Source organism: Anaerolinea thermolimosa, from assembly GCF_001050195.2.
In the GTDB taxonomy this organism is placed as follows: Bacteria; Chloroflexota; Anaerolineae; order Anaerolineales; family Anaerolineaceae; genus Anaerolinea; species Anaerolinea thermolimosa.
This window is the reverse complement of the sequence record NZ_DF967965.1, coordinates 3,350,892-3,369,300: the sequence shown is the minus strand read 5'-3', so window position 1 is coordinate 3,369,300 and position 18,409 is coordinate 3,350,892. Positions and strand designations below refer to the sequence as shown.

Here is an 18,409-nt window from a genome sequence, read left to right as displayed (position 1 = left end):
CAATTGACAAATAGGCTAGGCGTTGTATAATCAAACCCATCGTGAGGCATTGGGGGGCGGATTCGCCAACCGACCCCGGAGGACAGCCTTCTGTTTTGGAGCGCTGTCTCTGGCTTCACAGGGGAGTCTCTGTCCATCCTAAATCCCTGCAAGGATCGTCAAAAGGAGGAGTGTTCGTATGAAATCCAGGTTTGTGTATGCTGTTTTTGCATCGCTGTTGGTGCTGGCGTTCGCGTTGACCGCCTGCCAGCCTGCTCAGCAGGCCACCACTCAGGCGCCGCAGGCGCCGGTGGAGCCAACGGCAACCACTGCCCCGCAACCTACCGCCACGGTAGCCGAGGCAACCCCCACCGAGGCCGCTACTGAAGCTCCCAAGCCGTTGTGGAACAAAGAGCTGAAGCAGGCCATCGCCGCGGCCATTGACCGTGAGGTCATTGTGGACCGCGTCTTCGAGGGCCGCAACACCCCCGCTTATCACATGGTCCCGGCGGATTATCCCTTCGCCACCGAACCTTTCCTCGATAAATACGGCCAGCGCGATCTGGAGCTTTCCAAGAAACTGCTGACCGATCTCGGTTATACGCCGGATAAGCCTTTTACCTTCGACCTGTGGTACCCACCGGAGCATTACGGCACCACCACCGCCGATGTGATGCAGATCATCAAGGAACAGCTTGAAGAGACCGGCCTGATGAAGGTGAACCTCAAGAGCCAGAACTGGGCCGAGTACGTTGACAGCTTCGTGGCCGGGAAACTGCCCGTCTTCATCCTGGGCTGGTTCCCAGATTTTGTTGACCCCGAAACCTGGTTGAGCCCCTTCGCTTCCTGCGAACAGTCTCCGGGGAACGGCGTTAACTACTGCAACCCCGAAATGGACAAGCTGCTGCTTGAGGCGGCTTCTACCACCGACCACGACAAGCGCGCTGAGCTCTACAAGCAAATCGGTGAGCTGTACGCCGAGGAAGTTCCCACCATCCCGCTCTTCTGGGAGCCCGAGTTCATCATCAATCGCCCCGGTGTAGAGGGCATCAAGATTGGCGCGCCCTTCGAATTCAACTATAACATTCTCAGCTTTGGCCCCGATGCCAAACCGGCTTCCGGCAGCACCGACACGATCATCATCGGCTCCACCGATGAGGTCAACAGCCTGGACGCCGCCGATGCTTACGCCACGCATGACTGGGAGATCATCAAGAACACCGGCATTACCCTGATGAGCTACGTGCCCGGCACGGCTGATCTGGTGCCCGGTGCGGCTGCGGAACCCCCCACCATCAGCGAAGACGGCAAGACGTACACCTTCAAACTGCGCAGTGATCTCAAGTTCGCCGATGGTACGCCCGTGACTTCGAAAGACTACCTCCGCGCCTGGGAACGCCTGAACAAGCTTGACGGCCAGGTGAAGGGTCTGATTACCGGGTATGTGGCCAACGTCACCGCTCCCGATGACCTGACTGTGGTTTATGAGCTCAAAGCTCCGTTCGCCTTCTTCCCGGCGCTGGCGGCAACTGCCCCCTTCAACCCCGTTCCGCCTGACTTCCCCGATGATAAGATCGTGCAGTTCCCCGAAACCCTCAACGGCATCGGCCCTTACCGCATGGTCTCGCATAAGGTCGGCGAACAGATGGTGCTGGAAGCTAACCCCTACTACACCGGTGCGGACAAGCCGAAGATCAAGACGGTCATCATCAAATACTTTGCTGACCCGACCACCATGGCGAATGCGGTGGAGAACGGCACCATCGATATTGCCTGGCGCACGGTTGGCCCCGTGGAAGCAGTGCGCCTTCAGAGCGTTCAGGGCCTGACGGTGACCACCATCAATGCCCCGGCGCTGCGCTACCTGGTCTTCAACCATACCTACATGGTGGGTGGCGGCCAGTAATCCGGGCCTGTAAACCTCCGACCTGGCGAGTCGGGGAGGCGATTTCCGGATGAGCCTGATCCCTGTGGGGGCGAGGGCGACCTTGCCCCCACAGCCATTTTTCCGGTGGCCTGAAGACAACGGCTTATCTTCTCTGGAGCGTTTGCATGTCCGCTTCTCTGCGTAATTTTTTGATCACCCGCATTCTGTTAACTATCCCCATGGTCTTGATCCTGATAACCATGGTGTTCATCATCATGCGCGTTTTGCCGGGAGACCCCATTCGATCCCAGCTTGGCCCCAAAATCAGCGAGGCACAGGCAAATGAACTGCGCGAACGGCTGGGATTGAACCGCCCCCTGTATCAGCAGTATTTTGACTTCCTCTGGAAAATGATCCGGCTGGATTTTGGCACCGCTCTGACTCAGGGAGAACGGCCGATCAAGGATGAGCTGGGGGAGCGGCTGCCAGCCACGCTGGAATTGACCATTCCATCCATGTTGTTTACGGCCACGTTTGGCATCCTGCTGGGGGCATTTGCGGCCAAAAACCGTAAGAAGCCCATCGATTTTGCCATTCGATTGTTCAGTATCGTGATTTATTCCATCCCCATCTTTTTTATGGGGTTAATTTTCCAGATTATTTTTTCCGTTCGGCTTCCCATCCTTCCGCTGGCCGGGCGGATGAACACGCTTCTGTTGACTTCGTTTAAGCCGATCACCAATTTTTACGTGATCGATTCGATCCTTACCGGCAACTGGCCCGCGCTGGGTTCGGCGCTGGCGCACCTGGTGATGCCTTCGGTCACACTCGGGCTTGCGCTGACGGGCGTATACATCCGGCTGACGCGCATCAATATGATCGAGATGCTGCAATCCGATTTCATCACTGCGGGACGCGCGCGCGGCCTGCCAGAGCCGCGGCTGGTGTACCGGCATGCCCTGCGCAATACCTTCATCCCGATCATGACCCTCATTGGCCTGGAATTTGCCATCCTTCTGGCGGGGGCGGTGCTCACTGAGACTACCTTCTCCTGGCCGGGAATGGGGCGTTACCTGGTGGAACGCATCCAGCTGCGCGATTACACCGCCGTACAGGCCACCATTGGCGTTTTCGCGCTGTTTGTGGGGCTGATTACCCTGGTGATGGATGTGTTGTATGCATTCATTGACCCCCGCATCCGCTACTAGGTACCTGAAAGTGAGGATTCACCATGCAACAAGATGAAAAGTCACCTCAGATGGTGCCCCAGTGGCAGATCGATATCGATCAGGCGGGGTTTGTCCGCCGTCTTTTACTGGCGCGCAAATGGTACGGCGGCGACTGGTGGTTTGTGCTGATCAGCGCCATTTTGCTGCTCTTTGTGATTATTGTGGGGCTGTTTCCCCAGGCGTTTGCCCCTTACGACCCGCGCGCCGAGGTGGGGCCTTCCCTGCTGGCTCCTGGAGAAGTGCCCGCCGACTTTGTGCTGGCTGTGCAGAAGGGCAGCGGGGTGGAATCGCTCAAAGATATCGGGCGTTCGTCGAACAGCATCGGCTTTGTGGTGGGCAGTGCGGCCAGCCAGGCTCTGCGTGAGGCGGTTGACCGGTTGAATAAGTCCGAAGAGGCACAGCGCGAGGGCATTCGTTATCAACCGCGCCCGCGCCGGTACAACACCCTGGAAGAAGGCCTGGCCGATCTGGATGCCGGTAAGCTGGATGCTTTCGTGGCCACCCCGGCTGAACTTGAAGCAGTGGCAGGTAAATATGCCAACGTCACTGTGCTGGAAGGCGGTCTCAATGAAGCGCGCACACGCGGCTTCGTGCTGGGCACCAACCAGATCGGTCAGGATATCCTTTCGCGCATCATCTGGGGCACACGCATTGCCCTGATCGTGGGGCTCAGTTCGGCAGTGATTGCCTTTGTGATCGGTGTGCCGCTGGGGCTGGTCAGCGGGTTCATCAGTGGCCCCATTGATCGTTTGCTGACCCTGCTCATGGACAGTCTTTATTCCTTCCCCGGCCTGATTCTGGCCATCTCCATTGCGGCGGTGCTGGGACCGGGGATTGGCAACATCATCATTTCCATTGCTGTGCTTTACATTCCCACCTACTTCAGGGTGGTGCGCGGGCAGACGCTTTCGGTGAAGCAGGAATTGTATGTGGAAGCGGCGCGCAGCCTGGGCACACGCCCGTGGGATATTCTCTGGCGGTATATTTTCCCCAACGTCATCCCATCGGTCGTGATTATTTTCTCGGTCAATGTTGCCGATGCCATTCTCACCGAAGCCGGTCTGAGCTTTTTGGGGCTGGGCCTGCCCCCCGACACCCCCGACTGGGGGATCGATCTCTCGCGGGGCAAAGATTATCTCCAGCGCGCCTGGTGGTTGATCACTTTCCCCGGGTTGATGGTCACCCTGGTGACGCTGGCCTTCTCAATGCTGGGAGAGAGCCTTTCTGAAATCCTCAACCCCCGCCTGGCGGAGTTATAGCCATGAACGATCGTGATGAAATCCTCGTTCGAATCCGTGACCTTTCAGTGACCTATCACACCCGCCTTGGGCCGGTGAGCGCGGTGGATCATGTTTCCTTCGATATCCGCCGCGGCGAAATTCTGGGGCTGGTGGGTGAAAGTGGATGCGGGAAGAGCACGCTGGGTAAGGCGCTCCTGCGGATGATCGCACCCCCGGCTGAAATTACCGGCGGTCAGATTCTCTTCGAAGGGGAAGATATTCTCACATTCGATGAACGCCGCCTGCGTGATTTTCGCGGGCGCAAGGCCAGCATGATTTTTCAGGATCCGATGACTTCGCTCAACCCGGTGCAGCGGGTGGAAGATCATCTGGTGGAAGCGGTGGAAGTCCATGAGCAGAAAGTGGATCGCGCGAACGTGCTCGAACGGGTGGCCACCCTCATCGAAAGGCTGGGCATTCAAAAGCGGCGCATCCACGATTATCCGCATCAGCTCTCCGGCGGGATGCGCCAGCGGGTGATGATCGGGCTGGGGCTGGTGCTCAATGCCAACCTGATCATTGCCGATGAAGCCACCACCTCGCTGGATGTGATCGTGGAGGCCAAGCTGGTTGACCAGTTGCGCGAGATCCGCGACCAGTACGGGGTATCGATCCTGGTGATCACCCATAATATTGCGCTGGTGGCCGAAATTGCAGATCGGGTGGCGGTGATGTACGCCGGTCATCTGGTGGAAATGGGCTCGGTTTACCAGATTTTCGATCATCCCCTGCACCCCTACACCCGCGGACTGCTTCGTTCGGTGCCGAGCATCAAGCTGGATGATCAGGAAGAGCTTTATAAAATGGCGGGTGAACCGCCCAACCTCACTCACCCGCCTTCGGGTTGCCGTTTTCATCCCCGCTGCCCCGACCGGATGGGTCTTTGCTCGCAGTCTCAACCTCAATTGCGCGAGGTTGCCCCCGGCCACTGGGTGCAATGCTGGTTGTATCAGGATCACCCCGAAAAAGAATCGCCAACCCTTGAGGTGACCGAATGAGCGAGGTCCTTTCTACTCCCAAAAAAACCGAGAATCTGGTTGAGGTTCATCAACTGAAGAAGTATTTCCCCGTGCAGAAAAGTTTTCTCGACCAGTTCCTGGCCGGGCGGGTTGATTACGTCCGGGCGGTGGATGGGGTGAGCTTTACCATCCGGCGGGGCGAAGCCTTTGGGCTGGCCGGTGAGAGCGGTAGCGGAAAGTCAACCATCGGCAGGCTGGTGATCGGCCTGGAGAAGCCCACCGCGGGGCAGGTTTTATTTGACGGCATTGACCTGGCTTCACTGGATGCCGAATCACTGCGCCGTTTGCGCGCACGAATGCAGGTGATCTTTCAGGACCCGATGGCCTCGCTCAACCCGCGCATGTCGCTGGGCGAAGCGGTGATGGCGGGCCTCAAGATTCACTTCCCCGAGTCCGCCGATTCGCATCGTGAGACGGCCATGAAAGTGATGGAGCGGGTTGGCCTGACACCCCCCCAGTTCTTTTTCAATAAATTTCCTCACCAAATTTCTGGCGGGCAGCGTCAGCGGGTGGTCATCGCGCGTGCGCTGGTAACCCATCCAGAGCTGGTGCTGGCCGATGAGCCGATCGCCATGGCGGATGTTTCGGTGCGTGCTCTGTTGCTGGATTTGATGGTTCAGCTGAAGCGCGAATACAATCTTACCTATCTGTTCATCACTCACGACCTGGCGACGGCCAAATACATTTGCGACCGTATTGGCATCCTCTACCTGGGCAAGCTGGTTGAGGTGGGCGAACTGCGAGAGGTGTATGCGCATCCGTTGCACCCCTACACCCAGGCGTTGATGGCCGCTGTACCGGTGCCCAACCCGCACGAGCGCCGCACGATGCCCATGCCTGAAGGGGAAATTCCCAACCCCATCCATCCCCCTTCGGGCTGCCGCTTTCATCCGCGTTGCCCCTACGCGCGGGCTGAATGTTCGACAGTGGAGCCAGAGCAGCGCGAGTTACGCCCGGGGCACTGGGTGGCCTGTCACTTTGCCGAGCAATTCATGGGATGAACCGTACCCTGTCCATCAGCGGGCGGGCTATATGGCGGGGCCGGATATGCTCATCCGGCCCTGTTTTCTCCGGGGGTTCCGGGTGAATGTTCCCGCTGAAGGCGCTTCGCCTGTATAATTAACTCCATCATGCAAACACAGGCAGTCCCCCTGGAACGAATTGTCATTCTGGCCTATCCTGGTACGCCCGAAGGCCCCGAGCAGGCGCATGAGATCGCGTCCTTCCTCAAAGGGCAGGGTGTACGCCAGGTGGCGGCGGGGAGCTTCCTCGATCGGCCGCTCCTGGAGCGTGTGGAAGCGGGCGAATTTGACCTGATGATTGCCCTGGGTGGCGATGGCACCATGCTGCGTGCCGGGCATCTTTGCGCCCCTCTGGGGATTCCTCTACTGGGGATCAACCTGGGGCGGTTCGGCTTCCTGACCGAAATCCAGCGGGGGGAGTGGCAGGCGGGCCTCACACGCCTGCTTGATGGGCAGTACCGCATCGAAGAACGGATGATGCTGCGCGCGGAGCATTTTCGCAACGAGAAGAGCCTTGGGCACTGGCAGGTGATCAACGATGTGGTGGTGTGCCGTGGGCAATTCGTCAGGCCGATCAGGGTGAAGGCCTGCATCGATGGCTACACCCTTACCCATTACGTGGCCGATGGGGTGATCGCGGCCACAGCCACGGGCTCCACGGCGTATGCGCTGGCCGCCGGTGGGCCGATCATGCCGCCTGAATTGCGCAACATCCTCATTATCCCGGTGGCGCCACACCTCACCATGGATCGCGCCATCATCCTTTCGGAGGGCGCTCAGGTGGCCTTTATTACCTATACTGACCATGAAGCCGTGATGAGTGTGGACGGGCAAACGCCCATCCCTCTGCTCAATGGTGATGAAGTGCGCGTGGAAGCCAGTGAGCTTTCGGTGCGTTTTGTGCGCTTCAAAGAAGCTGGTTATTTTTATCGGAACATTACCGCCTATATGGAACAAAACCCCTCTGCAGGTAGCCGCTGATGAGCATTCCCCCCTCTGACTCCGCTCCGCTTTTTTGTTACCGTCACCCCGACCGTGAAACCATGCTGCGCTGTGCGCGCTGTGAGCGCCCCATTTGCGCGGAATGTGCTGTGCTGACCCCTACCGGTTATCGCTGTAAGGAATGTGTCCGTGGACAGCAGAAGGCCTTCGAGACGGCCCTGTGGCACGATTACCCGGTGGCTTTGTTCCTGGCCATGGGCCTTTCGCTGGGCGGGAGCTTCATTGCCGGGGCGCTGGGCTTCTTTACCATCTTCATCGCGCCGATTGTCGGGGTGTTCATCTCTGAGGCGGTGCGCTGGGCGGTTGGGAAGCGCCGTTCCCAGGCGCTCTACAGACTGGCGGCGGTTGGCGCCGCCGTTGGAGCATTGCCCCTGCTGGGGTTTCATTTGATCGGTGTGATTGCGGCGTTAAGTGGCGGCGGCGGGCTGGGTGGCCTCTGGGGGCTTCTGTGGATGGGGTTGTATGCCTTTCTGGTGACCAGCACCACGTTCTACCGGCTGAGTGGCATTCAAATCCGTTGACGAGATTATGTTGACTGAACTGCGCATCGAAAACTTTGCCATCATTGACCGTCTGGAATTGCATTTCCGGCCCGGGTTGATCACCTTTACCGGTGAAACGGGGGCGGGCAAGTCTATCATTCTGGATGCGATCGCCGCGGTGATCGGTGGTAAAGCGGATGTCACGATGATCCGCGCAGGGGCTGAGCGCGCCCTGGTGGAGGCCAGCTTTCACCTCACCCCTGAGACTCAGGCCGACGTTCAGGAACTTCTGGAGCGTGAAGGGTTGCTCGATGAGCTTGATCAGCTCACCCTGAGCCGGGAGATCAGGCGTGAAGGCCGCAGTGTGGCGCGCATCAACGGACGGGCGGCCAACCTTGCTCTGGTGCGAGAGCTGGGGGCGCACCTGGTAGATATTCACGGCCAGTCAGAACACCTCTCGTTGTTGAATGTACGCCAGCATATCCACCTGCTCGATCGCTTCGCCGCCTGCCAGCCTGAGCTGGAGGTGTATCAATCGATCTACGGGCAATTGCAGGGTGTTCGCCGTGAGTTGCATCGCCTTCGCCTGGCCGAGCAGGATGCCGAACGCCGCACCGACCTGTTAACCTATCAGCTGCAGGAAATTGAAGCGGCTCACCTCAAACCCGACGAAGAAACCGCCCTGCGCCAGGAGCGCGATCGCCTGGCCAATGCCGAGCACCTGGCGTCCAGCGCACAGCAGGCTCTCGCTCTGCTTGACGAAGGCACGCCCGATGCTCCCGCACTGACCGATCTGGCCGGGCAGGTGCTTCAACTGGTCAGCGGGATCAGCCGAATCGATCCAAGCCAGCAATCGCTCACCGAACAGGCCGACACCATTGCCGAGCTGGCTGGCGACCTGGCGCACGAATTACGCTCGTACCTCGATCAGATCGAATTTAACCCACGGCGGCTGGCTCAGGTGGAAGAACGCCTCGATTTGCTGATCAAGCTCCAGCGGAAGTATGGCGGCTCGATCGAGGCGGTGCTGGCTTTTGCTCAAAAGGCCCGCGAAGAGCTGGAGACAATCGCCCACGCCACCGAGCGTATTGCCGAACTGGAGGAAAAAGAAGCCCGCCTGCTGGAAGAGCTTGGCCGGGCGGCGCTGGCTCTTTCTGAAAAGCGCAAGGAGGCCGCCCACCGCCTGGAAGAGGGTGTGGAGCGGGAACTGGCCGAGCTGAGCATGGCCGGAGCACGGTTCTCGGTGGACTTCCGTACCGAACCTCTCCCCGAAGGTCTGCCCTGGCCGGGAGGAGAGCGGGTGGCTTTCGATGCTACCGGTTGTGACCGGGTGGAATTTCTCATTGCACCTAACCCGGGAGAGGGGCTCAAGCCGCTGGTAAAGATTGCCTCAGGCGGCGAAACTTCGCGCCTGATGCTGGCTTTGAAAAATGTGCTTGCCCGGGCCGATTTTATCCCCACGCTCATCTTCGATGAAATTGACCAGGGAATTGGCGGCCGGGTGGGCGGCGTGGTAGGTGAAAAGTTGTGGATGCTTGGCAGGCGCCATGCCGTGCTGTGTGTGACGCATCTGCCGCAGCTGGCCGCCTTTGGAGACCAGCACTTCAGCGTGCGCAAGCTGGTGAAGGGGGGGCGCACGCTGACCCAGGTAAAGCCCCTGGAGGGTGCGGAACGCCTGGAGGAACTGGCGCTGATGCTCGGCGGCCCGGGCGAGGCAAACCTCAACGCTGCCCGTGAAACCCTCACCTGGGCTCAGGCTCGTGCTCGCCAGTTGCAGGACCGCTGATCATGAACGAACCGGTGCGCATCCTTCTGTTAGGCCCACCGGTAGTATTCAGGGGCGAAACCAGGGTAGAGATTCCCCGCCGTGAAGTGCGTGCTTTGCTTTATGTTCTGGCCAGCCAGGATAGAGCAGTTTCAAGGGATGAGCTGATTGGCCTCTTCTGGCCTGATTCGTCTGAGGAGCTGGCCCGCAAGCGCCTGAGAGAAACCCTCACACGGCTCCGCCAGGCGCTGGATGGGGATCTGCTTGAAACCTCAAGCGAGCAGGTCTGGTTGAAATCAGAAGGGCTCTTTGTGGATGTTCGCCTGTTTCAAAGGCAGGCAGAGGAAGTCTCTCTGCCGCTGGCCCAGCTCCCGGCTGCCAACCCCTTACCTGCACCTGTTTACCAGAAGATCGAAGAAGCCGTCAACCTCTGGCGGGCGCCGACCTTCCTCGCCGGGGCCCGCCTGCCGGGTTCAGTCTTGTTAGAGGAGTGGCATCGTCGCCTCGGCATGGAGCTGGAGCACCGCTACGGAGTGTTGCTGGAGCGGCTGGCCGATCATGACCTGGCGCTGGGAAACCTGGAGAAGGCGCGGCACTGGCTGGAGACGGCTACAATCATCGATGCGCTCAATGACGCTGTCCATGAGCGGATGGTGCAGGTGTATGAGAGACTGGGGGATTTCACCGGAGGATTAAGTTACCTGAAAAAGGTGCGTGCTCTGTATCAGCAGGAAGGGCTGGATGAAACGCCCGAGGTGCTGGAAAGGGCCGATCGGCGCTTTCGACAGGCGTTGCTTTCGCCGCGTGAGCGAAATGCGGCGGTGTGGTCTTCTGAGCGCCTGCCGCAGATTCCCCTCTTCGGACGGGAGGCCGAACTGCGCCTGCTTCAGGCTGGCTGGCGCAGGGGAGGGGTGCTCTTCGTCTGGGGGGAAGCCGGGAGCGGTAAGACACGCCTGGTGCGGGAGCTTTATCATTCCATCACTCCATCGCCCCGTTTGATGGTTGCGACAGCCCGTCGCTTGGAAGGCGGATTGCCTTTTCAACCTTTCATTGAAATGCTCCGTTCTCAGGTGGCTGCCGAAGAGTGGCGCGAATTGCCCAAAACCTGGTTGAGCGTGCTCAGCCTGTTGTTGCCCGAACTGAAGGTGATGTTCCGTGAAATCTCGCCTCAGGAGGTTGCGCCGTCCTTTGCCCCCTCCCTGATTTTTGAGGCGCTTCACCAGGCGTTGCTTCTCTTCAGCCGGGGGCGGCGGCTTTTCTTCCTGCTGGAAAACGCTCACTGGAGCGATGAGACCAGCCTGACGGCATTGCTTTACCTGAAAGATCACGGGTTTTTCAAGCAGCGCGGGGTACTGGTGGTCACTGCCCGGGTTGCGGAATCTACCCCGGCCCTTTTTCGATTTGCGTCTCAATGCTCGGAGGGTGAGGCCATGGATGAAGTGCGCCTCCTGCCGCTTTCGACGACGGCAGTGGCTCAGCTTGCGGCCTTTGTCTGCGGCAGGGAGCTTCCGCCTGAGACAGTTGAGCGTCTGAAGGAGGCCTGTGGTGGCAACCCTCTTTTCCTGCTCGAAAGCCTGCGCGGATTACTGGCATTTCCGTTTCTGTTGCAAGACCCCGCCAGGCTGACTTCTCTGCCTGTATCGGGGAGCTGGCAGGCGCTGGTTCGTCAGCGTTTGCAGGGGCTTTCTCCCCGGGCGGAGTATGTGTTGAGTGTGGCGGCGGCCATTGGAACGAGCTTCAGAGTGGACGTGCTGGAACGCGCCTGCAGCCTCGCCGCGGAAGAAGTACTGGCCGCACTGGAAGAACTGGAACGCCTGTACCTGATTGTGGTGCAGTCGAGCGAAACCCTGATTCAATATGAGTTCGTTCAGGAGCGTATCCGTGAGGTGCTTCTGCAAGAGATGAGCCCGGCCCGCCGCAGGCTGGTTCATCTGCGCGTTGCCGAGGCGCTCAAGAAGATGTTCCCGGTGATGGATTCGGGGCTGGCGGCAACCCTGGCCAGCCATTATGAGGAAGCCGGTGAAGGCGCACTGGCTTTCGGTTACTGGCTGGAGGCTGCCCGTTACGCCCGGCGGTTGTCTTCAGCACCGGAGGCAAGGGCGGCTTTCCAACGGGCGGCTCATCTGCTGGATGCGCTCGGGGGGCAAATCCCGGACGCGCAGGTGATGGAGCTCTATACTGCCTGGATCGAGTACGGTTTTGACATGGCTCAGTCTTCTGAAGTGCGTTTTGCGGCCGAGGCTTTGCTTTCTCAGGGGCAGGCGCGTGAGAATGTGGCCTTGATCCGCCGTGGATGGCTGGGGCTGGCGGTTGCCGCGGACCTCTGTGAGGATGCCGATGAAGGCCTGCGTGACCTGGAAGCGGTATTCCCTTACCTATCGATCAACCCGGATCCGTCTGACTGGGGGCGGTATTATTATGAGCGGGGAGTGTTCCTGGTACTCAGGCATCAATACCACGAGGCTGCCCGGGAACTTGAATATGCTCTGCGTTTGCTGGAGGATTCCAGAGACGCCAGGCAGATAGAATGGTGTCATAACATTCGCTATCGGCTGGCGCTGATTTACCAGCTCCTCGGCCTGCCGGCGAGGGGGTTCGAGCATGCCAGCCGGGCTTACGAGGAAAGCCGCCTGACTTTTAACCGGCTGGGCAGTCTGCGCGCTCTGACCAGCCTGGTGGCGGTGGAGTTTTTCCGTGGGCGTTTTAGAGAGGCGCTTCAGTATGGCCTGACGGCGCTGGATATGGCCAGGGCTACGAGCAATCCACGTCTGCAGGGAACGATTTTTACGTTTCTGGCTCAGGCAGAGATGGCGCTGGGGCACCTGGATGATGCCTGGCAACATGCGGTTGAAGCGGGTGACCTGGTGGAGGGGCTGGCATTTGGGCGGGTGCGCTCACAGGCGTGCATGATTCAGGGAATGATTCTGCACTGGCTGGGTGATCTCGAACGGGCTGAGGGGCGGTATCGAGAAAGTATCGAAGGTGTGCTCACGTATGTTTCTGCAGACGCCATGCATCGGCTCGGTTTGCTGCTGGTGCAAAGAGGGCGGGTGGAAGAAGGGCTGTCGTTCATCGATCAGGCGGTGGCGTTTTCCCGAGAACATGATCTGGGGGCATTCTACCTGGCGGGACTGCTCTCTCGCGCGCGGGGTTTGTACCTTCTCGGCCAGGGGGAGGAGGCGCGTGGGCTGGCGTCTCAGGTGGCAGCCCGGGCCACCGAGCGGGAACTGGTTTGGTACTACCAGCTGGCTTATTGGCTCCTCTCGGAGATAGCCCTGTCAAACGGGCAGGCCGATGATGCCCGCCAGAAGGCGCTGGCTTTGCTGAGCCAGATTCCCGGCGGAACAAGCCCGCTGGTTGAGGCTACTGCTCTGCGGCTGGTGATTCTGGCCAGTCAGAATCTGGGGGTTGATTCCACGTCCTTTTCAACCCGGTTGCAAAGCCTGGTTGCCCGGCTTGAGGAACGGGCCTGCTCTCCGGCTCTGGCGGAGCTCTTTCAAAAGCGTAAAGCAGATATTCTTGGAGGGTAGCTGCTTCTGCCCCACGATCAGGGAGGGGTTTCTGGCAATGTTTTGTCAACGCCCCATCGGTACAATGAGGACAGTACGACAACCGATGATGGGGCACAAGCAATCAGGGGACTTGTGCAGAAAGCCGAGCGCGAAGGAGGGGGGAATCCTTTTGCGCTCGGCTTTTTAGGTTAAGATCCAGCGTTTTCCGGGCCGGTTCAGTCAACCGCCAGATGAGCTACGGTAACGCCATCTCCGCCTTCTTTCTCCAGGCCGTTTTCCCAGTGCTTTACATGGGGAGAAGCGCTGAGAGCTTCGCGGATCACCTGGCGGAGTCTTCCGGTGCCTTTGCCGTGGATGATGCGCACAAAGGGAAGCCCAGCCAAGTAGGCTGACTCGAGGTAGCGATCGAGGGCTTCGAGGGCATCTTCGGCGCGCTGTCCCCGCAGATCAATTTCCATTCCTGGAGAGGCGTAGAAGGGGGTAGTGGGGCGTAAGGCCGCACTGGCGAGGGTGGTCTTCCCTTTTGCCTGCGCTGGCCGGGGTTCTTCGGTGGGGGTGGGCTCCAGCTCCCCTTTGCGAAGCAGGTCGGTGGGGCGGGCACGCACACGCAAATTGCCCACCTGGACTTCTACATCGCCTTCTCCGATGGCGGTAACCACCCCATCCATCTGGATGGAACGCACGCGTACTTTATCGCCGGGCTGGAGGGCGCGCCTTTCGGGGCTTTCGGGCACGGGCTGCCGCACGACCGGTTCCTGCACCTGGTTCAGCAGGGATTCGGCGCGTTCCTGAAGGGGCCTGAGGGCTTCCAGGGGCTGGCGGGCACGCAGGAGCTGGCGGCGCACTTCTTCTACCTCGCGCCGCAGGGCTTCGGTTTCTTCTTCGGCCTGGGCTCGCACTTTTTCAAGGAGTGTTCTCCGCTCGTCTTCGATCTTTTCCAGACGTGCGGCCAGTTCGGCCCTGAGTTTTTCGCTTTCGCGCTGTTCGCGCTCGGCTTTTTCGCGCGCCCTGCGGGCCAGTTCGCGCTGGCGGTGGATCTCGTTGAGCAGGTTTTCGGCGCGCAGTTCTTCCGGGCTGATCTCTTTGCGGGCGTCTTCGATGATTTTGGGGTCCAGCCCCAGCCGGGCGGCGATGGCCAGCGCATTGGAGCGCCCCGGTAGCCCCAGGGTGAGTCGGTAGGTGGGGCGCAGGGTGTGCAGGTCGAACTCCATGCTGGCGTTGATCACGCCGGGGGTGTTGTGGGCGTAAAGTTTAAGCTCGGGGTAGTGGGTGGCGACCAGGCTGGGGATGCGCCGCTCCACCAGGTCGGCGAGGATGGCGCGCGCCAGGGCCGCACCTTCTTGCGGATCGGTGCCGGCGCCCAGTTCATCGAGGAGCACCAGGGTGTGATGGTTGGCGCGGCGCAGGATGCGCACAATGTTTTTGATGTGCCCGGAAAAGGTGGAAAGCGACTGTTCGATGGATTGTTCATCACCGATATCGGCAAAGACGTTCTCGAAGATGCTCAATGCCGAGCCTGACCGTGCCGGGATGTGCAGACCCGACTGGGCCATGAGCACCAGGAGGCCCACGGTTTTAAGGGTCACGGTCTTCCCGCCGGTATTGGGTCCGGTGATGACCACACAAAAAGTCTGCTCATCCAGTTCGAGATCGATGGGCACCACACTGGCCGGGTCGAGCAGGGGGTGGCGGGCCTGGATGAGTTGAATGGTACTGCCGGGGTGCTCGCGCGTGGTGGGGCGGTAAGCCACCAGGAGGGGTTCGCTGGCGCGCAGGTCTTCGGCGTATCTGGCACAGGCCAGGGCGAAGTCGAAGCGGGCCAGGGCATCAACCAGGCGCCGGATAATTTCGATATTTGCGCCGACGAGGTCGGTCAATTCGGCCAGGATACGCCGTTCTTCATCGCGCTCAGCCAGCTGGAGCTCGTGCCATTCGTTGTTCAAATCCACGATCGCGAGGGGTTCCACAAAAAGAGTGGCGCCTGAGGAGGATTGATCGTGTACGATGGAACGCACCTGGCTTTTGAATTCGGAACGGAGCGGGATGACGTACCTGCCGTTGCGCTGGGTGACCAGGGCTTCCTGCAACATGGGGGCGATTTTAGGGTCGGTGACCATCTTTTGCAGGCGTGCCATGAGGCGTTCGTAGGCGATACGCACATCGTGACGGATGCGGGCGAGTTTTTCGGAGGCCTGGTCGAGGATTTCTCCCCGCTCAGAAATGGCGCGGGAGATGGCGTCGATAACGCCGGGAGGCGGAGGAAAACCAGCGGCGATTTCGGCCAGGTGAGGATACTGGGCGGCGGCGCGCTCAAAGATGCGTGTCAGGGTGCGCGCGCTGATGAGCGTGTCTTTGATGGCGAGCAGTTCTGAGGGCTCCAGCACGCCGTGGCGGGCGGCGCGCTCGGCCAGCGGGCGGATATCGGTGGCTCCGCCTACGGTGAGGTCGGGGTTGAGGCTGAGCAGTAAACGGGCTTCGCTGGTGGTTTTTTGCAGGCGCAGGGCTTCTTCCAGGGTTTTCACCGGATGAAGGTTGCGCGCAAGCTCAGCTGAGGCGCTGAAGGAAGCGTATCCGGCCAGCCGCTCAAGCACTTTAGGAAATTCCAGGGTGACGGTGGTCTTCTCGTCCATTGCGGGTCAAGTGTACCATGAAGTGCGATTCCGGTGAGGCTGTGGAGGCTTCGGGTTATAATTTGTAGGAAGGAAGGCAGCAGTATTTCTCCGGAGGAGGTGGCTGGTTATGGGTACATCGGGTCCTCGTGTGGTGCGCGCTCCTCGCGGCACGCAGCTTTCGTGTAAATCGTGGCTGACCGAAGCCGCCTACCGCATGATTCAGAACAACCTCGACCCCGAAGTGGCCGAAAAGCCCGAAGACCTGGTGGTGTATGGGGGGCGCGGTCAGGCGGCTCGTTCGTGGGAGGCTTTCGACGCCATTCTGCGTTGCCTGCGCGAGCTGGAAGACGACGAGACGTTGCTTGTTCAATCTGGAAAGCCGGTGGCAGTGTTCCGCAGCCACCCGGATGCGCCGCGGGTGCTGATCGCTAACAGTAACCTGGTGCCGCATTGGGCCACGCAGGAACACTTCGATGAGCTGGCGCGTAAAGGGCTGATGATGTACGGGCAGATGACGGCTGGCTCATGGATTTATATCGGCACGCAGGGCATTTTACAGGGGACGTATGAGACGCTCGGTGCGCTGGCGCGGAAACGCGGCTGGGGGTCGCTACGTGGACGCTTTGTGCTCACGGCGGGCCTGGGAGGTATGGGCGGTGCCCAGCCGCTGGCCATCACCATGAACGAAGGAGTTGGGCTGATTGTGGAGGTTGACCCTGCCCGGGCGCGTCGCCGCCATGAGATCGGTTATGTGGATGTGGTGGTGGATACTCTGGAAGAAGCAATGACGCTGGTGGAGGAGGCCATAGAACAGCAACGCCCGCGTTCGATTGGGCTGATTGGTAATGCCGCCGAGGTCTACCCCGAACTGGTGCTACGCGGCGTGGTGCCCGACGTGGTTACCGACCAGACGCCCGCGCATGATGTACTCAGTTATGTACCGGCCGGGATGAGTGTGGAAGAGGCGGAGGTACTGCGCCGTCATGACCCCGGAGAATACGAAAAGCGTTCACTGCATTCGATGGCACGCCATGTGGAGGCCATGCTCGAATTCCAACGCCGTGGCAGTGAGGTGTTTGATTATGGCAATAATCTGCGCCAGCGGGCTTTCGACCAGGGGGTGAAGGATGCGTTTACCTTCCCGGGGTTTGTGCCGGCGTATATCCGCCCGCTTTTCTGTGAGGGCAAGGGGCCTTTCCGCTGGGTGGCGCTTTCGGGTGACCCGGAGGATATTTACCGCACCGATGAGGCGGTGATGGCGCTGTTCCCTCAGGATGAGCATTTGCAGCGCTGGCTGCGAATGGCGCGTGAGAAGGTGCCCTTCCAGGGGCTGCCCAGCCGAATTTGCTGGCTTGGGTACGGCGAACGTGCCCGCGCCGGGTTGAAGTTCAACGAGATGGTGGCTCAGGGTATCCTGAAGGCGCCAATCGTCATCGGGCGTGATCACCTCAATGCCGGCTCGGTGGCTTCACCCAACCGCGAGACGGAGGGAATGCGCGATGGCTCAGATGCGGTGAGCGATTGGCCAATTCTCAATGCGCTGATCAATACGGCTAACGGGGCGACGTGGGTTTCATTTCATCACGGCGGAGGGGTGGGAATTGGCTTCAGTCAACATGCGGGGATGGTGATTGTGGCCGACGGCACTCCTGAGGCCGCACGGCGGCTGGAACGGGTGCTCACCAGTGACCCCGGGATGGGTATTGTTCGTCATGCCGATGCTGGATACCCCGAGGCGATTGCCGCCGCGCGGAAACACGGGGTGAAGATCCCCATGCTGGAGTGAGATGCGCGCCGGGAGAGTGATCCTTTTCTTTTTGAGTATTGCCATCGGAGTGGGGGCCGGGCTGGCTTACGGCTGGGTGTTCAGCCCGCCGCCGTACCGTGACCTTGAACCTGCCAGTTTGCGCGCCGATTTTCGCGCCGATGCAGTGTTGATGGTGGCTGAGATTTACCAGGCAGATGGCCGCCTGCCACAGGCGCTGCGGCGGCTCTCGATCCTCGCACCTGATCGTCCCCCGGCTTTGCTGGTGGCCGAAGCGTTGTTGACCGCACGCGAGCTGGACTATCCCCCGCCAGACCTGGAAGCGCTCTCGAACCTGGCGCGGGCTGTTCAGGCTACAGGCGGAGAGCAAACCCCTGCCCTGCAGGAGACGATGATCATCCCGGAGGGCACGCCATGAACGAGGAGCGGCGCGGGCACTGGTACCTGCTTACGGGATTGGTGTTGGGGCTGGTGTTGGGGCTGTTGGTTTCGCTGGTGTTGAGCCCGGTTCGTTATGTGGATGCCGAACCGGCGGCCCTGGCGGAGCGTTATAAAAATGAGTTTCGTCAGTGGGTGGCTCTGGCCTATCAGGCAGATGGCAACCTGCCGCGCGCTCGCGAGCGGTTAAACCTGCTGCAGGATGCCGACCCCCGCCAGGCGCTGGCGGCCCAGGCTCAACGGGTGCTGGGGGAGGGCGGTTCACCGGATGAGGCGCGCGCTCTGGCCGCACTGGCCGCGGCGTTGAGTGGGGTGGAGCAGGTGGCGGTTTCTACCCCGGCCAGCGGCGACCAGCCAACCCTGCCGCCCAACCCCGCGACGGAATTACCCCCCGCCGAGGCGACGCGCCTGGCTGAAGCGGCAGTGCAGACCCCCAC

Annotated in this window: 13 protein-coding genes; 12 read left to right on the top strand and 1 reads right to left on the bottom strand. The window is 60.3% G+C overall.

Features of this window, described 5'->3' with window-relative positions; genetic code table 11:
• The first annotated feature begins 178 nt into the window (after positions 1-178).
• The 9 genes from ATHL_RS15100 (at position 179) to ATHL_RS15060 (ending at position 13,175) form a co-directional block, all read left to right on the top strand.
• Complete coding sequence (locus tag ATHL_RS15100) at positions 179-1,885, top strand: ABC transporter substrate-binding protein (protein WP_062195583.1); 1,707 nt, start codon at positions 179-181, stop codon at positions 1,883-1,885.
• Between the two features lie 146 nt (positions 1,886-2,031).
• Entirely contained in the window at positions 2,032-3,054 is a 1,023-nt protein-coding gene (locus ATHL_RS15095) for an ABC transporter permease (RefSeq protein WP_062195581.1), read from the top strand.
• 23 nt (positions 3,055-3,077) lie between these two features.
• Entirely contained in the window at positions 3,078-4,334 is a 1,257-nt protein-coding gene (locus ATHL_RS15090) for an ABC transporter permease subunit (protein ID WP_062195579.1), read from the top strand.
• A 2-nt stretch (positions 4,335-4,336) separates the two neighbouring features.
• Complete coding sequence (locus ATHL_RS15085) at positions 4,337-5,353, top strand: ABC transporter ATP-binding protein (RefSeq protein WP_201797993.1); 1,017 nt, start codon at positions 4,337-4,339, stop codon at positions 5,351-5,353.
• A complete protein-coding gene (locus ATHL_RS15080) occupies positions 5,350-6,375 on the top strand; it encodes an ABC transporter ATP-binding protein (protein ID WP_062195578.1) in 1,026 nt (341 codons plus the stop codon). The genes ATHL_RS15085 and ATHL_RS15080 overlap by 4 nt, the downstream gene beginning before the upstream one ends.
• Positions 6,376-6,504: 129 nt before the next feature.
• Positions 6,505-7,377 (top strand): NAD(+)/NADH kinase, encoded by an 873-nt coding sequence (locus ATHL_RS15075; protein ID WP_062195576.1) that lies wholly within the window; start codon positions 6,505-6,507, stop codon positions 7,375-7,377.
• Positions 7,377-7,919, top strand: a complete 543-nt coding sequence (locus ATHL_RS19180) for a B-box zinc finger protein (RefSeq protein WP_062195574.1) — start codon at positions 7,377-7,379, stop codon at positions 7,917-7,919. Before ATHL_RS15075 ends, ATHL_RS19180 begins: the two co-directional genes overlap by 1 nt.
• 7 nt (positions 7,920-7,926) lie before the next feature.
• A complete protein-coding gene (gene recN / locus ATHL_RS15065; RefSeq protein WP_062195572.1) occupies positions 7,927-9,666 on the top strand; it encodes a DNA repair protein RecN in 1,740 nt (579 codons plus the stop codon).
• A 2-nt stretch (positions 9,667-9,668) separates the two neighbouring features.
• A complete protein-coding gene (locus tag ATHL_RS15060) occupies positions 9,669-13,175 on the top strand; it encodes an ATP-binding protein (protein WP_062195571.1) in 3,507 nt (1,168 codons plus the stop codon).
• A gap of 197 nt (positions 13,176-13,372) precedes the next feature.
• Here the strand turns inward: ATHL_RS15060 and ATHL_RS15055 are convergent, their stop codons facing one another.
• Positions 13,373-15,787 (bottom strand): endonuclease MutS2, encoded by a 2,415-nt coding sequence (locus ATHL_RS15055; RefSeq protein WP_062195569.1) that lies wholly within the window; start codon positions 15,785-15,787, stop codon positions 13,373-13,375.
• A 109-nt stretch (positions 15,788-15,896) separates the two neighbouring features.
• Here ATHL_RS15055 and hutU point away from each other — a divergent pair, with 109 nt between their 5' ends.
• The 3 genes from hutU to ATHL_RS15040 all read left to right on the top strand — a co-directional run.
• Positions 15,897-17,555: a urocanate hydratase gene (gene hutU / locus ATHL_RS15050; RefSeq protein ID WP_062195568.1), complete on the top strand. Its 1,659-nt coding sequence runs from the start codon at positions 15,897-15,899 to the stop codon at positions 17,553-17,555.
• A 1-nt stretch (position 17,556) separates the two neighbouring features.
• Positions 17,557-17,952, top strand: a complete 396-nt coding sequence (locus ATHL_RS15045; RefSeq protein ID WP_062195566.1) for a hypothetical protein — start codon at positions 17,557-17,559, stop codon at positions 17,950-17,952.
• Positions 17,949-18,409, top strand: a 461-nt coding sequence (locus ATHL_RS15040) for a hypothetical protein (RefSeq protein WP_201797992.1), incomplete at its 3' end; no start/stop codon positions are given. The genes ATHL_RS15045 and ATHL_RS15040, both read left to right, overlap by 4 nt.

Coding starts and splice junctions, on each gene's coding strand:
- ATHL_RS15100 (WP_062195583.1), top strand. CDS start 179: ATGAAATCCAGGTTTGTGTATGCTGTTTTTGCATCGCTGTTGGTGCTG.
- ATHL_RS15095 (WP_062195581.1), top strand. CDS start 2,032: ATGTCCGCTTCTCTGCGTAATTTTTTGATCACCCGCATTCTGTTAACT.
- ATHL_RS15090 (WP_062195579.1), top strand. CDS start 3,078: ATGCAACAAGATGAAAAGTCACCTCAGATGGTGCCCCAGTGGCAGATC.
- ATHL_RS15085 (WP_201797993.1), top strand. CDS start 4,337: ATGAACGATCGTGATGAAATCCTCGTTCGAATCCGTGACCTTTCAGTG.
- ATHL_RS15080 (WP_062195578.1), top strand. CDS start 5,350: ATGAGCGAGGTCCTTTCTACTCCCAAAAAAACCGAGAATCTGGTTGAG.
- ATHL_RS15075 (WP_062195576.1), top strand. CDS start 6,505: ATGCAAACACAGGCAGTCCCCCTGGAACGAATTGTCATTCTGGCCTAT.
- ATHL_RS19180 (WP_062195574.1), top strand. CDS start 7,377: ATGAGCATTCCCCCCTCTGACTCCGCTCCGCTTTTTTGTTACCGTCAC.
- recN (WP_062195572.1), top strand. CDS start 7,927: ATGTTGACTGAACTGCGCATCGAAAACTTTGCCATCATTGACCGTCTG.
- ATHL_RS15060 (WP_062195571.1), top strand. CDS start 9,669: ATGAACGAACCGGTGCGCATCCTTCTGTTAGGCCCACCGGTAGTATTC.
- ATHL_RS15055 (WP_062195569.1), bottom strand. CDS start 15,787: ATGGACGAGAAGACCACCGTCACCCTGGAATTTCCTAAAGTGCTTGAG.
- hutU (WP_062195568.1), top strand. CDS start 15,897: ATGGGTACATCGGGTCCTCGTGTGGTGCGCGCTCCTCGCGGCACGCAG.
- ATHL_RS15045 (WP_062195566.1), top strand. CDS start 17,557: ATGCGCGCCGGGAGAGTGATCCTTTTCTTTTTGAGTATTGCCATCGGA.